The sequence below is a fragment of the Aureliella helgolandensis genome (assembly GCF_007752135.1).
Classification (GTDB): domain Bacteria; phylum Planctomycetota; class Planctomycetia; order Pirellulales; family Pirellulaceae; genus Aureliella; species Aureliella helgolandensis.
The window spans coordinates 6067866-6083602 of record NZ_CP036298.1 but is presented as its reverse complement, the minus strand read 5'-3'; the positions used below and the strand labels follow the sequence as shown (position 1 = coordinate 6083602).

The following is a 15737-nucleotide window of genomic DNA, read 5'->3' as shown; positions in this document are numbered from 1 at the left end:
GACGGGGCGCTTAGCGGGCGGTACGGGCTGTGAAGCAGGCCAGGTGGGTGGCGGCGACGGCAGCCAGTGCGTTCCAGCCAGCGCCCGTGGCAGCTTCGACGGCCCCGGCTAGGATTTGTCGATAGCTTTCCAAACGCCGCGCACCGATGTCCCAGCCAGCTTGGTAGAACGAGCGGTAGGCGGCGGGGAAGTCATGGGAATCTAGTTGATTGCGCCCCTGATCGAGCCAGAATTCGGTGAGTAAATCGGCATGGGTGGCGTTCGTCGCACTGCGTTCGATGACCTCCAGGTAGGGATCTTTGGTCGCAGCTTCGTGGCCATCTTTGTGCAGCGACAGTAGCTGGGCGGTTGCGAATTTGTGGTGTTTGGTCGGGAACCAATGGGTGCGGACACGGACCGACTGATCCGAAAAGGACGATGCAAATCGCCCGGCCCAATAATGCTCAATGGCAGCGGAGACATGGCCGTTGCGGTATTGTGCCCAACCAGCGATGTTGAAGGCCCATCCCAAATCTTGGCGCCGCGAGAGGACCTGTTCGGCATAGTTTTGCGCTTGAGCCCAGTCTTGCTGGGGCCAATTCTCTGGCGAGATGCCTGCTGCGTCGCAGATCGCTTGCCGCATCTCGGCGGTGGCCAGTTGTGGATCAAACAGGATGCGAACGAAGTCTGGAGACCACTGCAGTCCCACCGCTTCGGCAATCTCCCGATTGGCGATTACGGCCAGCGGGTTTTGCAGCAGGTCTTCGATGCGGTCGCAGGCGATGGCGTCGATCGCGAGTCCGTGTTTCTCTAGGGCTTGGAGGCAAACTGAATATTCACCTTGTTCCAACTGGTGGAGGAAGTCGGCGGGGAGTCGTTTGGCCTGAGGAGCCAATTCTTCAACTGCCTGGGAGAACCAGCCCTGCCGAAAGTCGTCGGCAAATCGGTCGAGCACTTCTCGATGATGGCCCGTTTGGAGCGTTTCGGACGCACCACGCAGGACTTGTTTACGCACTGGACGAAACTGGTCGATCACGTCATGCAGTAACGCTTCGACCAGCGTATTTCCAATGGGAATCCAGTCGCCTCCACCGTGGTACCAGTGAACGAGTTCGCCCAACTCGCCAGTGGGGAGGACGCGGATGCATAGCCAATCACCGTATTCGTTGCTGATCAACGGCAGGGTATCGGGCAGCATAAAACCGGCCCAAATATCTTGCGGAGCTTCGCTGAGCAGAGTGTTGGTTGGAAGAGGCTTACGAAAGCTGCCGGCCGGAAGGTCTTGATTCCACTCGCCGTCGAACCAACGCGCCCAAGCGGGAGTGATGGAGTTGAGTTGATAGCGTTGTCGCAAGGCTTGTGAGGCTTGCCCCATTCTCGGTCCGATTCGGCTGAGTTGTCTGCAAAAGGGTGATCATCAAAGAAGAAATCACTCGCGTTGTTCTAAGGTTTGGCGGGCAACGCTAGATGCGAATGTAGATCCGTTTGCTTTTTAACCATAATAGTATCAGCCACATACTGAGCAGAACAGTCGAACCGAGCAGGAATGGCTCCCAAGCGTCGCCCCAGATTTCAAAGCTCTCCGCTCCTAGGTGACGCTTCCAAAACGCCTTGATGGGTTCTTCCAAGGTCCAGCTCATGACATACGCCACGATGGAGTTGGAACCGATGACGAGCAGCGGCCAAGCCCATTTCTGATGGCCCTGGAGATCGCACACCCCGTACAGAGCGGAAAGCGCGATCAAACAGAGCCCACCGCTGTAAAGGACCCATGTGGGAGTCCAAATACGTTTTACGATGGGGCACCAGCCGAGCGCGGAGATTCCCCAGCCCGCAGCCATCAGAACGATACCCAGAGCGAACAACTGAGTCAATCGATTCGTGGGGCTGCTACTAGATACAAGAATCCCGCCGGCCAGCACGCCGATGAGCATCGTCACCCAAGTGGGGATGAAGTTGAGAACACAGTAGCCTCCCGAATTATACTCGAAGGTCGGGTGTTGCGGAAATAGATTCATGAACCATGTGTCGAACGCAGCGGCGGGATTTGTGTTCTTGTTCCAATGCGCCTCAAATCCCGTGAAAAGATGTTCCCAGTGTGCGGGCACGCCCACAGACGGCCAGTCGAAGTCCGCAGGTGGAAGAGGCCATAGGGCAAACAGCAGCCAGTACGCGACTAGCACGGCGGCGCCCGACATCAGCTGGATTGTGCGTGAGTAGCCAGCGATGAGGAATAGGAAGAAGTAGCCCAGGCCGATTTGAGTGAGCGTATCGACGAAGAAGAAATTCGTGCTCGGTCGTCCCAGACTCCGCAAGAGGATTCCCAGCACGATCAACACGATGCTTCTCCACGCTGCATGTAGCGCCATGGATCGCCAACTGCTTCCTCGACGCTTCCGGCTGAGGATGGAAAAGGGAAGTGATACGCCAACCAAGAATGAAAAACTGGGTTGGATCATGTCGTGCAGCGAGCAACCTACCCAGGCGACGTGGGAGGTGTGGAAGCTAAGCCAGCCCGCCCAGCCGCTGTCCGGATAGGCCGCTTGAAGACTCGATAAATGGAGTACTTCGGCCAGCATTAAAAACATCACGATGCCACGGAAAACATCGATCGAGGCCTGTCGATTTACTGTCGTGGTGGCTGGGCTGGACGGCTCACCCTGCTGATGCGGTGCTGGCGAGACAGGCGATGGAGGTGGGGACGAAGGAGGAGAGAGCGGATTCATGTTGAGCTACTTGCGTCCTAGTGCGCGATCGGAATTATTCTCGAGTGGCTAGATAGACTCGGGCCAAGCCGGCTTGTCGCGCAAAGTCGTAGGCGCGAACCACATCGGCAGCTTTGATTTTCGGCTGAGGGTCGATGATGACGGGGACATCCGCTTTGACGGAGCTGATCGTCCGCAATCTCGCTTGGAGTTGGCTGAGATCTTGGAGGGTGATCCCATTGATTTTTGCGACGGTGCTATTTCCCACGAGTTCTAATTTTACAACGATTTGTTCGAGCGCGTCGGGAGTTGGTTCGGGCGGAGGTTCTGCGCCGGTTCCCGATTCGTTGGGAAGGCTGGAGATACCACTGGGGAGGAGATGCTCTACCAATTGAAAGCTGCTGGTCGCCAAAAAGAAAATCAGCAACAGAAAAATAACGTCGATCATAGGAGTCATGGCGACTTCTAGTGGGCGGCGCACGCGACCACTGCGCGACGTGGGGGTTAGGGAGAAATCTCTTTTCATGGCCGCGCTTTCGAATCGTAGACTGAAAACACGATGTCGCCAACGCCGGCCAAGGCGGCTTGCTTGAGGAGCGGTTCTAAGCGATCGTAGGTTACGTTTTGATCGGTGCGGATCTTTAGCCGCAATGGTTCGGTAGCGGCTTGCTGCCTACTGCGGAATTGTTTGGGCAGCATAGCTTCGTTGACCTCGACACCGCCGATTTGCCAATGTCCACTGGCGAGCACGTTGACGACCAACGTCTCAACCGGTGAGGTGTCGTCGAGCCCAGAATCGGCAGTTGGCAGGTCGAGCTGCACCGAATTCTCTTGCTTTGCCAAGTGGCTGGACACCAAAAAGAAGATGATCAGCAGAAAGACGACATCAATCATGGGGGTCATGTTGATGCTCGCGGTTCCGGCGTTGAGTAGTTGTGGTGATTTCACGAATTAGGTCTTGGTGGCGGTGGAGGTACGGGCGGGCTTGCGGGCGGACTGGCGGGGGCGCTCGCCAGGGGAGCGGGACCGGCCGATTTGGGACGCGTTCCGGTCTGAATTGCGCGTCGCCGCACTGGTGCAAATACGTGTTGGGCCAAGTAGGCTGCCTCAGCGATCAACTGGTCAATGCGATTGCGGAAGACCGCAAACGCTCCCAGGCTCGGGATGGCAACCACCAGCCCGGCCACGGTGGTGACTAGTGCCGAGTAGATGCCCTCCGCCAAATCCGATGCTCCCGCAGTACCTTGGCTGATAGCAACCTGTTGAAAAGCGAAGATCATACCAGTCACGGTTCCCAGCAAACCGCACATCGGGGCTAGGTTTCCGATGACCGACAAGTACTCGATCTTTCGATAGAGCTTGGCGGCCTGTTCGGAGATCGCATCCTCCATGGCCTTCTCCATGGCGGTCCAGCCATAATCCAGCTCAGACAATCCACTCAAGATGACAAACGCGAGTGGACTGGGCCGCTGGCGGCAGGCTGCATCGGCATCTGGCAAGCGGCCTTGGGATAGCAATTGCCGGACTTCTTCAGCGAGTCCGGTGGGCATTACTTCCTGCTTGCGAAGCACCATGACTTGCTCAATGATCAGGTACACCGACATCAACGACAGCATGAGGAGCGCGAAGAGAATGAGTCCGCCAATCCAGCCGCCACTAGAGATAACCGCCCAGAATCCTCCCGTCTCAACTGCAGGTTCTGGGGAAAGGGCGTCTCCTTGAGCCCACGCGTATTGCGGAACGAGCGCACCCAGGAACAACGTTAGGATGGTGGCAAGAGAAGTGAGCGCGGAGCGAAGCCCATCTGCGAGATGCCGCAAGTAGGACGCGAAGGGGACTCTGAAACCAAAATCCACACGCATTGGCAGACTTGAATTGCATCCAAGATCCGCCATCGGGCGGTACCGCTCTGTAGCTCGGGACGCTGGAGCGGGCCTGCCAATTGAATTCACGTCGCTGGACGGAATGGCGTCTATTGGGGAGTGGGCTGCTGGGGAGATAACTCGGTAATCCATGTGTGTAATTTTTGAGCCTCTTGATTCATTCCATTGCGCTGCAATTGCTGAGCGGCAGAGTTGAGAGCAGCGGCTGCGCGGTGGTAGCGATCGCGATGGATCGTTCCGATACGCACCCATTGTCCTATCGCCAATTCGTCTTGACCGATGCGCATTAAACGCTCGGCTAAGAATTCGCTAGGTCCCAGCTGGAGAGGTTCGAGCAGTCCATCACGGAACTCGAACCATTCCGCGAGATACTTCATTGTGTCAGGGGGAGGAACGGACCGCCATGCCTGAGCGGCTGCCAGCTGAGAAACCGTTGAATTCTCTGAGGATTTCAGTTTCCGCAGTGCTTCTTCTGCTTGCGATCTGTGAGGGCCCATCAGTAGCCAGCTGGCCCCCAGGAGTTGCGCGGATTCCGAATCGCTATTCAACCAGTCTAGGGCAGTTTTCAGCAACGCCGCATCGGGCTCACGGGCTGTCCAGCAGAGTGGCATGTCTGCGTAGAGCATGGCTGGAGGGTGGGCATCGGCGAGGTTCAGGAATAGCACTCCTGCGGTGCGGGACTTCTCCAACGCTGCTAGAGCTTGGACCAGTTGCCCAATCAGGATTCGTTGCTGCCACTGCGGAATTCCACTCTTATAGGCCGATTGGATGGCGGTGACTGCTGCCTGGTATTGGCGGTCCGCCACCAAATCGCTGGCTTGCCGCGCTTCGTCCTTCCGCCATTGAAATGCGATGTGGAGCACGCGATCGCTCTGAAATTGCATCTCCTGGTTATCTGGAGTCCTCAGAACAAGCAGATTGGCATCAAAATCAATGATGGTTCCGGCGTATTGGGCGACTCCCTGGGGATGCCAGAGCGTAGCAAATTTGGCACTCCCGGTCACAACTTGGACTTGGTCGCTGTCCGCTAGATGGGGTTCAGCTTCGATAGCAGATGCAACGACATCGGATTGCGCAGCCAAGTGGGAGGGGGGAATCGAAACTGCGGCGATGCACAGCATGAGACATAGCCAGGCGGAGTTCCAGGACCAGCCTCTTCTCCAAGGCAGCCTAGTGCCCGACGGGGCCAGCTGAAATGTTGAGGCATGTTGGCATGGAAAAGTTTGCATGGAGGAAGCTACGGCTCAATGGAATGCTGGACGAGGTTGTGAATTGAGGGAGCAGGCTCCAGGGGGATTTCTGCTGCGCGTGAAAATCGTGACTGCTACGCTTTGTGCTTGCCAAGATACGTGACTGCCAGGATACGGACTGTTGGTATCGTAACCCGCAGTAGGGCGGCTTGTCGAATTACTTGCATTTTCAAATTGGACCTGGAATCCACCCCCCCCGAATCGCACCGAAGCAGCAACGACTCCGATTGGGCAACTGGTCCAAGCTCTGGTAGCGTTGGAGGATCCGCATGAGGCAGAACGCAATCAATGCCATCCGTTGAGGGCACTTCTTTCTTCACGCCTAGCTACGTGGCCGCGTCTTGCTGCTCTACTGAGGGTTGACGGTTGTTTGCTCAAGCGTCTCGACCGCTTCAGGACGGCCATCGGAGTATGCCCGTGCTCGGAGTAGCATGGTTTGTGGCACTGTGGGAACCACGACGATTGTGTATTCCAATTGTTCGTTGGCACGCACGGAGTTTACGACAGGGAAGGTGATGGTCCCGTCACTTCCGAAACGATGTTGCACGGTTGCCCCATTGCTGGTGACGCCCAGGAACCGGACGCCCTCGCTGAGTCGCATTTCCAAGTGCAGATTGCGATCGATTTGATTCTGTTCATTTCTTACTGATAATGCATAGCGATATTCTTTGTTGACCGTGGTGGGATTCCCCAGTCCGTTCAGGATCAGTCGCCACGCTCCGGTTCGCTCGGTGGGGGCTGGAGGGGTTACTGGGGCGGGTGGATCCACGGTACGGCTGATTGCAGCGAAGTTGGTGGAAGCTTCTGCCTGCACCCCTTCGGCAGCGGTAACGGAGACGCGGAGTGTTCCCTGCTGCACGGCTGCACGAGATTGTAGAGTCACGAATAGCTGCCAGATCATGTCCCCGCTATCGCCCGACAATCGCGGAAGCAAGTCCCGGGCTTGCCAGACAGCCGTATTGCCATCGGCGCCGAGTTGGAAGCGGGAGAGATTGTCGCGATCGACCTGAGTTGCTCGCAGCGAGGGATCGAGCGTCAAATTGACTTTGATATCGGTGAGCTTAACCTCTCCGGGATTGCGTAGGGTGATTACGGCGTTGTTGATCGAGCCGGCCTGGATCGTCTGTGGGAATTCGATGCTAATCCCGATGTCAGGCTGTTTGGGACGGGCTGGTAGGCCTTGGATGTTCGAGGATTTTTCGGCGAGCAGCTTTTCCCCGGTAAGGACTTTGAGACTCGCGGAATGCTGGCCTTGCTGTTGGATGCGGAAGTTGACGCCCACGCGATGCGTTTCACCGGGGCGAATCACCGCAATGCGCTGTTCAACCGTGTTTTGTCCTTGTGAGGCTTCGGGGAGACCGGGGGAGGACTCCAGCAGCAATCGAAGGTCGGTCAGTGTCTGGCGACTGGTGTTCTTGATCTCGATCTCGTACAGGACCGTGCTTCCAACCTCAGCCTCTGCAATGCCTCCCGCAGGTTCAAAGCGGGCTTCTACTGAGGCTTCGACGATCTCGGTACCGACGGTCTTTTGCGCGTTCAGAGAGGGTTCACCGCGTGCTTCGAAGACCACTTGGAAGGTCTCCACGCGAAACGCTTCTAAGACCACTTCGACATCCAACTGCCGACCGGAAGCCAGCGTACCCTGGTCCCAAATGATCCCCGTGTTTGTTTGGGTTTGCGCATTGGGGACGACGCTCAGGGCCCGTGTACCTTCGGGGATCAGCATGCGTAGCTGCGCATTCTCTACATCCACATCGCCCGGGTTTCCTAGGCTCGCGACATACGTGAGTGGTTCGCCCAGCGCGCCCTGCTGGGGGCCGAAGGCTTGCAGCGCTAAACCCGGGGCACTGAAGGTGACCAGCGATTGTCCACTGCCCAGTCGAAGTTCGGGAAGGTTATCCGACGGTTGGGCTGGCCGAACGACATCGATGAGGATGGCGGTTGTACCGCGACCATTGGGGCCGGCGACCAAGTTGGCAATGGCTTGACCGTCACTGTTCACCTTGGCAATCAATTCGTTGCCACCCGTGGCTGGAGTGAAGGCAGCCACGCTGGGATCGACAATCGTATATTTGACCAACCAATCCTCGGCGGGTACTAAATTTTCTGCCTTCGTAACACGGGTGACCAATTGCACGGGAGAGCCACTCCGGGCGGTAGCGGGCTGGGGGAATTGCCATTGAGCATCGACCCAATACACGGTGGCTGTCTGCCGTCGGCGATCCCAAATCTGACTCTCCGGCGCCAGGACGGTCACCCGGCTGATGCCCTCACTCGGGGAGGAGATGCTGAGCCAGGTTTGGCCCTCTCGGAGTTCGATATCGTCATTGCATTGGGGGGAGCCGCGAGTGATTTTGGTCGCTTTGTGGCTGGTCCGACCGCGGGCAAAATCAACATCTAGCTTTTCCACTTTCGGGTCGCGCGGATGCAACAGACTGGTCAGCACGCTGGTTTGATCGTCCCCAACTTCGATGAACGTCCCTACGCTATCGGGGGACAGCATCCATTCCAAGGGTTCGCGATTGACCAGGTGACCATCGGGACCACAGATGCCAGCCATCAAGACAACCTCGCCGCCTACGGGAGCGACGACTCGCAGTGGAGTCAGTTGAATTTCACCCGCCTTGCCGGGCGAGGAGTGCAGATTTTCGAACTTCTGTTTGATATGCCCTTTTTTATGGTCGAGTAGGTTGCAGAAGCCCGAGCTGTCGGTACTACCATCTAAGCATGGCGGAGGAGTTGGAGGGGTTGTAAAGGCCGGGGCTGGAAGCAATCCGGGTTGCCCGTCTCGACTGACAATTGGCCGGACCTGTGTTGAATTGGGATATGGGAGGAAGATGCTCTGCCCTGAGGGATCGATGGCGGGCAGCGAGAGTTTGGCGCAGGAAGAGAAGCAAACGCAGAAGCAGGCGGCTAGGAACCAACCGGCGCACGCCGATCTATCGCGTGCAGTCCTGCAGCGCGAAATTCTAGAATTCAACTTTCCGTGTTGCGCCTTCATCCCGAAGCGTCCCGCTTAAATCCACAAGCGTCCTTTAGAACTAACCTCCATGGTCAGCTCGGACTTGCGTCCGTGGGAAACGTAGCACGCGAAAAGCGGCCGAGTCGAATACTTGGACCTAAGAAAGTCTGACAATGGAGCAGTTCGCGGTCGATTGTGCGAGCTGCGTCGACTCTAGCGGCTAGAGAGAGCTGGCTTACGTTGCGTTCACGCACCGTCCACGCACCGTCCACGCGGCCTTAGAACGTCGCACGACTTGGCCCCCAGGAATTTGATCCGGCTGGAGCAAGCCCGGCGGAAGCGGCTCTGCCCAGGCAATTGCCACCCGTTCCTCGGCAGCCTATTTGCAATAGTAGACCACCGCATGACAGGTTGCTGCTTCAAGGGCATCTGCAAATCCAGTGCTAGAATCGCACTCCGCTTTGAATGGCAGCGGCCAGGAATCCGTCCCGGCTGACACACGGTGGGTTCCAGTCTTGCCGGCCGGTGAGCCAGGCAGTGTGGTTGCCGCAGTGTGATTGGCGCAGTGAGAGGATTGGGGGCTCTGTTCACAGCAAAACAAAAACCGCATACCCATCCACAAGCCAAGGGGCCAACGCTTTGCGGCAAGCATCACAATCGGGGGGAAACGCGTATTCCGCGTGGATCAGAAGTGGCTGAGTCCGCCTGCGCGCGGGGCAGGCAGGGGGCTGGCTTGTGCTTGAAATGGACGCAGGCACGCGCGGGAGTTGAGGCAATGGCTCACCAACATCCTGGACCAACTGCACCCTAGCCAAGCTTTTCTGCGGAGGAAAAGTAGCCGGCCAGGGCGACGGGAAGAAAGATAGGTGCAGGGAGTGAATTGGCCGTGTCGGCTAGGCCAACGCAGCTTCGACTCGGGCGATCACCTCTTTTTCGTGAGCGCTGATGCTCCCGAATCCGATGACGCCGCCACTGGCTTGGGCAACCGCTTTGACCTGTGACAAGATCTCTTCTTTGAGCTTGGTGCGGTGGGACTCTTCGAGCCCGCTACACAGCGCTTTGGAGTACTCACACCAGGTATCGAGGAGTTCGGGACCGGGGCGCTGCCTCGTCCAGACTTTGAGCAGTTCCATAGCGGGCTCGTCGGCCGCAATGCCCGATTTCTCTGCAGCTAGACAAATTGCATCGCGCTCGTTCTCTTCCACTCTATCGTCTGCCCAGGCTACGGCGACCAAGGGAACGAGGCGGAAGGCGGCCAGGGTATCGATGGTAATGTTGATGGCCGCGATTTCTTGGGCCAGCTCGGCGTCGGTAATGCCCGTGACTCGCATGATCGTTTCAGCGGTCTCAGCGGTCTGCACTTCGCCGCGCAGTTTGGCGAGTAATTGTTGATCGACGTTGTTGAAGAATTGTTCTTCGAGTTTGAACCACTGCTTGGGGGAATTGGGGCTCATAGAAGACCTTCAGAGGGGAAACGAGTCGCGTTGTTGGGAATGGAACAATGTCGGTGCCCCAATGAATGGGCCCTAACTCAGGTGGATATAGGAATCATGATAGACCGCAGATCGCGGCTCGCAACGGGGCCAGACCAGGTTTCAAATTAGGAAAGCGAGTCAAAGTATGACAAACTGCGTTAGGCAACATTGCCTGAATGGCGGCGATCGACGAAACTGGAAAAGCATATTTGCCGGTCACTACCATAGTCCTCAAGGCGATTCGATGCGTCTCGAGGCATTACTATCCCCCAAGAAAGAATAGTCGCGTGTCTTCTACCGAATTGCGATCTACAGCGTCGGTCGGCTCCTCTCCGTCAGGTTCAGCTTCGCGAGCGCGCCCCATCACAGGCACGCATCTGCCGGCCTTTGTCTTTCAGACAGGCAAGGATTTGGCATTGCATGCGGCCCAGATTATTTCGCGGTTGATTCGCGAACGGTCTGACCTAGGCCAGTCGACTGTATTGGGCCTGCCGACCGGTAGCACTCCGGTGGGGACCTACCGCGAGCTGATCCGACTGTACGATGAGCAAGGCTTGGATTTTTCGAATGTTATTATTTTCTGCTTGGATGAATTCTATGGCATCGCCAAGGACAATCCGCAGAGTCATCGGTTGTGGTTGGCGGAGCATTTTTTCAACCATGTCAACGTCAAGCAAGAGAACGTGCATTGCTTGGATAGCCAGGTTGTGGCTAGCGATATCGAATTGCATTGTCGGCGGTACGATGATTTGATCCAAGGCGCAGGCGGCTTTGATCTCGTGCTGTTGGGCATCGGCAGGAACGGTCACATCGGGTTCAACGAGCCGTTTTCGATGAGAAAGAGCCGAACTCGGTTGTGCACGCTTGATCCGATCACGCGCCAGGGATGCGCCAGTGACTTCTTTGGCGAATCGAATGTGCCCGTACAGGCGTTGACGGTTGGGCTATCGCCTATTTTGGCCGCGCGGCATGTCTTGCTGCTCGCCTTAGGAGAGCACAAGGCGGCGATTGTTACCGAAACGCTGGAGGGAGTCATCTCGGATCGCGTGCCTGCTTCCTACCTGCAAGAGCACGTCGATGCGCGAGCTTTGTTGGACCTGCCTGCCGCAGGCTTGCTGACTGGGATTTCCATGCCCTGGGTGTTGGAAAAGGTTGAGTGGGATGAAGCACTCATTAAACGGGCCGTCTTGTGGCTCTGCGAACGCTCCGGAAAGTCCCTGCTGAAGCTCGACGACGAAGACTTCCGACAGCACGATCTGCATCAACTGTTACGTCACCATGGACCCGCCCAACGCATCGCTCACCGCGTCTTTCGCTGGATGCAAGATACGATTGAATATCATCCCGCTGGCAAGGAGAAGAAGACATGTCTCTGTTTCAGCCCTCACCCAGATGATGATGTGATCAGCATGGGAGGCACGTTGATCCGGCTAGTAGAGGACGGGCATCGAGTCCACATCGCCTACATGACCAGTGGCAATATTGCGGTGTTCGATCATGACGCACATCGTGTGGCTGATTTGGTGACGGAGTACAATCGGCTATTTTCCATCGACCAGCAGAAGTCGGTGGAAGTGCAGCAAGAGGTGCATGCTGGATTAGCGAATAAGGTTCCGGGGCAGCCCGATCATGCGACGATTCTGAAGATCAAGTCGTTGATTCGCTGGAGTGAGGCTCGAGCGGGGGCCTTGCATGTGGGGTGTGGGGCCGAGGATTTGCATTTCCTCGACCTTCCCTTCTATCGGACCGGGACCATTGCCAAACGCCCCATGGGAGAGGATGACACCGCAATCATTCGAGAATTGCTGGAACGGGTGCAGCCCGATCAAATCTACGTTGCGGGAGATTTGGCCGATCCACATGGTACCCACCGAGTCTGTGCCGAAGCAATCTTAAGCGTACTGGGGCAGCTCCAACGCGAAGGCAAGCCGGTACCGGAGGTCATGCTATACCGCGGAGCTTGGCAGGAATACGCCTTGCATGAAATTGAAATCGCGGTTCCGCTCAGCCCTAGTGACATTGAGCTGAAGCGTGAGGCGATCTTTATGCATGAGAGCCAGAAGGATGAAGCCTTGTTCCCAGGCTCCGATCCTCGGGAGTTCTGGCAACGGGCCGAGGATCGCAACAAGGGGACGGCCGATAAGTACAATCAAATTGGATTGCCCGAATTCTTCGCGCTCGAGGCATTTACTCGCTGGAACGGAAATCAGATCTAGCTCCGCAAGTTCGCTGCCTGGAGCAAATCCTGCAGCGAAAGGCGACCGCGCACGACGCGAAATTCAACGAGAGATGAAGTGCGCGTCGTTTGCAATGTTCGCCGCTGCAATTCTCCGGCTTCTGCTTGCTTGCGGACAGGGCCAGTGTTTTGCACACAAATTTGGCTTTCCCCACGGATCCGGCTTTGCACAGGCAGGCCTAGCTTTGCACTGGGGAGCAGCCCAAAGGCCCTTCGTCCTCCCCAGCTTGTCCTCCCCAGCTTGTCCTCCCCAGCTTGGCGGCTTGCGTCGCTAGGCAGTAGACGAAGGGCTGGGGGCTGCCTGAGGAGTGGCTTGTTTTAGGCGGGCTGCGGCGAGACGTTTTTCCACTGCTGGGGGGACGTCACGCCAGCGACGGTGCAACCACCAATATTGCTCAGGTGCTAAGCGGATCATCTCTTCCAGGCGGGCGTTGTACCAGCTGGTTAGATCTTGAACGCTGCTCAGGTAGTCTGGCGGGGTGGGTGAGTTGAGTAGCTCTGGATCTGCGATTCCGATGGTTGACATTTCGAAACGCAAGGGACGGTCGAGACGCCGAGTAGAATTGACCAGCATTGGGGCCTTCGCCGATAGAACGAAGAGCGCCAGCGCCTTGTGGCAAGAGGTTGGTTGACCGAAAAAGTCGACCCAACACCCCTTGCGGCCGGCGTATTGGTCGGCCAGGATCGCCAACGTGCCGCGGGACTCTAGCAATTCCTGGACGGCCGTAGAGCTCCCTTCCTTGGGGAGGATCTTTTGGCCACCTGCGGAGCGGAATTCGGCAAGGTATTGGTCGACATAGGGATTGTCGAGCGGTCGGGCCATGGCGGAGGGAGGAAGACCGAGAATACCCACTGTGTGTCCGGCGACTTCAAAATTGCCAAAATGGCCTGTAACGATCACCGAAGCGCGAGCGTCGAGCATGACCCCCAGTGTTTGCCGTTTGTTGGGCATGTAGAAGTGGTTGTACCAGTTGGTGCGATGGATTTTACGAGGCGCGACAGCTATCTCGCAAATCATCAGCAACAAGTGATGCCACATCTTGTATCGCAGCAACGCAACCTGCGCATCGGTCAGCTCGCCGAAGGCAATCCTCAGATTGGTGTCGACGACTTCGCGGCGGACTGGGAGCCAATGGGCAAGTGCATAGGCCAGCAAGCGACAGACGCGATCACTCGATTTTAACGAGATGCTTTGGATCAGGCAGATGACGCAACGCATCGCAATGTAGCCGAGCCAATCGGTCCATCTGCGCGATAGGCTTGGTTGCGAATCGTGTACTTCCATGCCAAGTTTTTTTCGGTCTGCTAGTGGTTTCGGATCAGTGGGTTGTCAAGGTAAAAGTGTGTTCGATTTCGGTACGGAGGTAGCGCCCAAGATTGTCCTGTAGCGGCGATTGCCCTTCCTTGCTTACGCGGCGGGTTGCGATTTTCTACGGGTCGTCACGTGGTGGGGACTCGTTAGGCAAGCGGCTCTTGCTGAGCCTCTGCGGGTAGATTGTTTTCGGTTGCTGCCCTAAATTGTGTCAAGCTTGGGCTCGCTGGCCAAGGGTACGTATTCTCAACAACTCAGAGCGTTTCAGTAGGTCTTCGACGATGCAATGGTCGGATTTTGTCGGACATCAGCAGCAATACGAATGGTTTCGTACCGCCTTGGCCGGCAATCGACTAGCGACTAGTTTCCTGTTCGTGGGGCCCGAAGGGGTAGGAAAGCGGACTTTTGCTCGCTTGCTCGCCAAAAGCTTGCTGTGCAATGCGACGGAGCCGCAGCAACTATCCCCGTGCGGGGTTTGCGAGGATTGCGCGCAGGTCGATGCCAGTACGCATCCCGACCTTATCCAAATCTCCAAGCCGGCCGAAAAGGCCTATCTGCCAATTGAGTTGTTGATTGGAGAGCGTGAGAAGCGGATGCGAGAGGGGCTGTGCCACGACATCAGCATGCGTCCTTATGGGGGGAGACGCAAGATTGCAATTCTCGACGACGCGGATACCTTGAACGTGGAGGGGGCGAACTGTCTACTCAAGACCCTGGAAGAACCGCCTTTGGATTCGATCATTATTTTGGTGGGAGCTGGCCTACAGCGGCAACTTCCCACGATCCGCTCTCGCTGCCAAGCGATTGTATTCAGACCACTGGACCAGCCTCAACTGGAGTCGTTGATCCTTCGTCAGGGAATAGCTGAGAGTGAAGATGTGGCGCGGGAAATTGCCCAGCAAGCGGAGGGGAGTCTCACCGAAGCTCGTTTGTTGGCAGATGAAGAGCTGAAGGAGTTCCGAGGCAGCCTCCTCAACCTGCTTTCTCAGGCACGCCTCGCGCTGGCCGAGATCTCGAAGCATTGTGGAGCAATGGCGGATGCGGCCGGTAAGGATGCGCGACTCAAGAGAGATCGCTTGAAGCTGATCTTTCGGATGGCGGCCAGTCTCTACCGCGGAGTGGCCTATTCCTTTTCCGCCCTTGAATCTCAGGCTGCCCACACGCCGTCGGTGGGGGATCCGCTGCTTAGTCGCGCCGTGCAGGAGGCGATGCACAATTGGAAAGGTGGAGCTGCGGCAGCGATCGCATGTTGGCAGCGATGCCTAACGGCGATTGAGCAAGTCGATCGGAATGCGAATCAAGCTAGCTTGCTCGAAGCTTGGATTACCGATGTCGCCGCGCATAGCCAACGCTGATTGTTGGCACCGTTGGATTGCAAGCAGGCTCCAGCTTAGTGCTGTAGCAGGGAGCTAGCGCGAGAACGAGGCGATCAGGCGTCGTCCCCAAGTCACCTGGGTTAGCAACCAGTGGCAAGATAGGTAGCAGCTGATTCCTACACAGATTCCGACCGCATCGGCGGCCACATCCCAAATGTCACAGTGTCGCCCTGGGATAAATTGCTGGGTGAATTCGTCGAAGCCAGCATAGGCTAGCGCGATTCCCCCAGCTACGCCGAGTTGCCGAAAGCGTTGTCCTAGGCGGGTGGGGACTGCCCAGCAGAGCAAGAAGGAGAGGCCACTAAAGGCGATGATATGGTAGACCTTGTCTGACCAACCCAGTTTTGGCATCGAGCTGCTTGGAATGTGCGTGGCGACAAAGATTGCCAACCAATAGGTAATCAAGCAGGCGGAAGCGAGTCGAATCATGAGGCGAACTTGACGCGGGAGCTGAACATTGAGTCCCAGGTTGGCTAGGACTCGGCCACCGAGCGTGGTGGTGGGTTGCGTGGAGGTCTGTTGCGTTGGAATGGTACTAACCTAGCAATTCTACGAGACG

General features: G+C 56.9%; 12 protein-coding genes. 2 read left to right on the top strand and 10 right to left on the bottom strand.

Translation table 11 applies throughout. The features are described from left to right. Positions 1-10: 10 nt before the first annotated feature. The 8 genes from Q31a_RS21405 to Q31a_RS21370 form a co-directional block, all read right to left on the bottom strand. Entirely contained in the window at positions 11-1354 is a 1344-nt protein-coding gene (locus tag Q31a_RS21405) for an SMI1/KNR4 family protein (protein ID WP_145082399.1), read from the bottom strand. 88 nt (positions 1355-1442) lie between these two features. Beyond that, entirely contained in the window at positions 1443-2705 is a 1263-nt protein-coding gene (locus Q31a_RS21400) for an acyltransferase family protein (protein WP_197355472.1), read from the bottom strand. A 34-nt stretch (positions 2706-2739) separates the two neighbouring features. After that, on the bottom strand, positions 2740-3210 hold the full coding sequence (locus Q31a_RS21395; RefSeq protein WP_145082397.1) for an ExbD/TolR family protein: 471 nt from the start codon (positions 3208-3210) through the stop codon (positions 2740-2742). Beyond that, positions 3207-3632, bottom strand: coding sequence for an ExbD/TolR family protein (locus tag Q31a_RS21390; RefSeq protein WP_145082395.1), 426 nt, complete (start codon positions 3630-3632; stop codon positions 3207-3209). The genes Q31a_RS21395 and Q31a_RS21390 overlap by 4 nt, the downstream gene beginning before the upstream one ends. Further along, positions 3629-4546, bottom strand: a complete 918-nt coding sequence (locus Q31a_RS21385) for a MotA/TolQ/ExbB proton channel family protein (RefSeq protein ID WP_145082393.1) — start codon at positions 4544-4546, stop codon at positions 3629-3631. The genes Q31a_RS21390 and Q31a_RS21385 overlap by 4 nt, the downstream gene beginning before the upstream one ends. A gap of 110 nt (positions 4547-4656) precedes the next feature. Beyond that, a complete protein-coding gene (locus Q31a_RS21380; RefSeq protein ID WP_145082391.1) occupies positions 4657-5688 on the bottom strand; it encodes a hypothetical protein in 1032 nt (343 codons plus the stop codon). Between the two features lie 478 nt (positions 5689-6166). Then, complete coding sequence (locus Q31a_RS21375) at positions 6167-8590, bottom strand: COG1361 family protein (protein WP_145082389.1); 2424 nt, start codon at positions 8588-8590, stop codon at positions 6167-6169. A gap of 1082 nt (positions 8591-9672) precedes the next feature. Next, positions 9673-10233: a hypothetical protein gene (locus tag Q31a_RS21370; protein WP_145082386.1), complete on the bottom strand. Its 561-nt coding sequence runs from the start codon at positions 10231-10233 to the stop codon at positions 9673-9675. A gap of 308 nt (positions 10234-10541) precedes the next feature. Between Q31a_RS21370 and Q31a_RS21365 the strand changes: the two genes are divergently transcribed. Next, positions 10542-12470, top strand: a complete 1929-nt coding sequence (locus Q31a_RS21365) for a 6-phosphogluconolactonase (protein ID WP_231690874.1) — start codon at positions 10542-10544, stop codon at positions 12468-12470. 291 nt (positions 12471-12761) lie between these two features. Here the strand turns inward: Q31a_RS21365 and Q31a_RS21360 are convergent, their stop codons facing one another. Next, the gene (locus tag Q31a_RS21360; RefSeq protein WP_145082382.1) at positions 12762-13775 is read right to left on the bottom strand and encodes a lysophospholipid acyltransferase family protein; all 1014 of its coding nucleotides are present in this window, start codon (positions 13773-13775) and stop codon (positions 12762-12764) included. Positions 13776-14083: 308 nt separating this feature from the next. Between Q31a_RS21360 and Q31a_RS21355 the strand changes: the two genes are divergently transcribed. Next, positions 14084-15157, top strand: a complete 1074-nt coding sequence (locus Q31a_RS21355) for a DNA polymerase III subunit (protein WP_145082380.1) — start codon at positions 14084-14086, stop codon at positions 15155-15157. A gap of 54 nt (positions 15158-15211) precedes the next feature. Here Q31a_RS21355 and Q31a_RS21350 read toward each other — a convergent pair whose 3' ends face one another. Continuing rightward, complete coding sequence (locus Q31a_RS21350; protein ID WP_145082378.1) at positions 15212-15607, bottom strand: VanZ family protein; 396 nt, start codon at positions 15605-15607, stop codon at positions 15212-15214. Positions 15608-15737: the final 130 nt, after the last annotated feature.

Coding starts and splice junctions, on each gene's coding strand:
- Q31a_RS21385 (WP_145082393.1), bottom strand. CDS start 4,546: ATGCGTGTGGATTTTGGTTTCAGAGTCCCCTTCGCGTCCTACTTGCGG.
- Q31a_RS21400 (WP_197355472.1), bottom strand. CDS start 2,705: ATGAATCCGCTCTCTCCTCCTTCGTCCCCACCTCCATCGCCTGTCTCG.
- Q31a_RS21355 (WP_145082380.1), top strand. CDS start 14,084: ATGCAATGGTCGGATTTTGTCGGACATCAGCAGCAATACGAATGGTTT.
- Q31a_RS21360 (WP_145082382.1), bottom strand. CDS start 13,775: ATGGAAGTACACGATTCGCAACCAAGCCTATCGCGCAGATGGACCGAT.
- Q31a_RS21405 (WP_145082399.1), bottom strand. CDS start 1,354: ATGGGGCAAGCCTCACAAGCCTTGCGACAACGCTATCAACTCAACTCC.
- Q31a_RS21395 (WP_145082397.1), bottom strand. CDS start 3,210: ATGAAAAGAGATTTCTCCCTAACCCCCACGTCGCGCAGTGGTCGCGTG.
- Q31a_RS21370 (WP_145082386.1), bottom strand. CDS start 10,233: ATGAGCCCCAATTCCCCCAAGCAGTGGTTCAAACTCGAAGAACAATTC.
- Q31a_RS21380 (WP_145082391.1), bottom strand. CDS start 5,688: ATGCTGTGCATCGCCGCAGTTTCGATTCCCCCCTCCCACTTGGCTGCG.
- Q31a_RS21350 (WP_145082378.1), bottom strand. CDS start 15,607: ATGATTCGACTCGCTTCCGCCTGCTTGATTACCTATTGGTTGGCAATC.